The organism is Geminisphaera colitermitum TAV2, from assembly GCF_000171235.2.
Classification (GTDB): Bacteria; Verrucomicrobiota; Verrucomicrobiia; order Opitutales; family Opitutaceae; genus Geminisphaera; species Geminisphaera colitermitum.
Genome location: NZ_ABEA03000187.1, coordinates 1 through 272 on the forward strand (window position 1 = coordinate 1; position 272 = coordinate 272).

Consider the following 272-nt stretch of genomic DNA (forward strand, 5'->3'; position numbering starts at 1 on the left):
CACCCCCACCGATAAACGTGGCCCCCGCTGGCTCATGGCCGCCGAGATCATGGAGACCACGCGCCTCTATGCCCGCACCTGCGCCCGCCTTGATCCACTTTGGGCACTCGAACTCGGTGCCCACGTTGTGCGCGTATCACACAGCGACCCCTTCTGGAACGAGCAAAACGGCCGCGTCCTCGTCAAACAACGCACCCGCCTCCACGGCCTCGAACTCGAATCCCGCGCCGTCGCCTACGGACGCATCAACCCCGCCCACGCCACCGAGATTT

1 protein-coding gene is annotated in these 272 nt (G+C 65.4%); it reads left to right on the forward strand.

Translation table 11 applies throughout. The annotated features are described in order from the left end of the window. Positions 1-34: 34 nt before the first annotated feature. Positions 35-272 (forward strand): hypothetical protein (locus tag OBACDRAFT_RS21350; protein ID WP_232767534.1); only part of this gene is annotated, 238 nt, incomplete at its 3' end.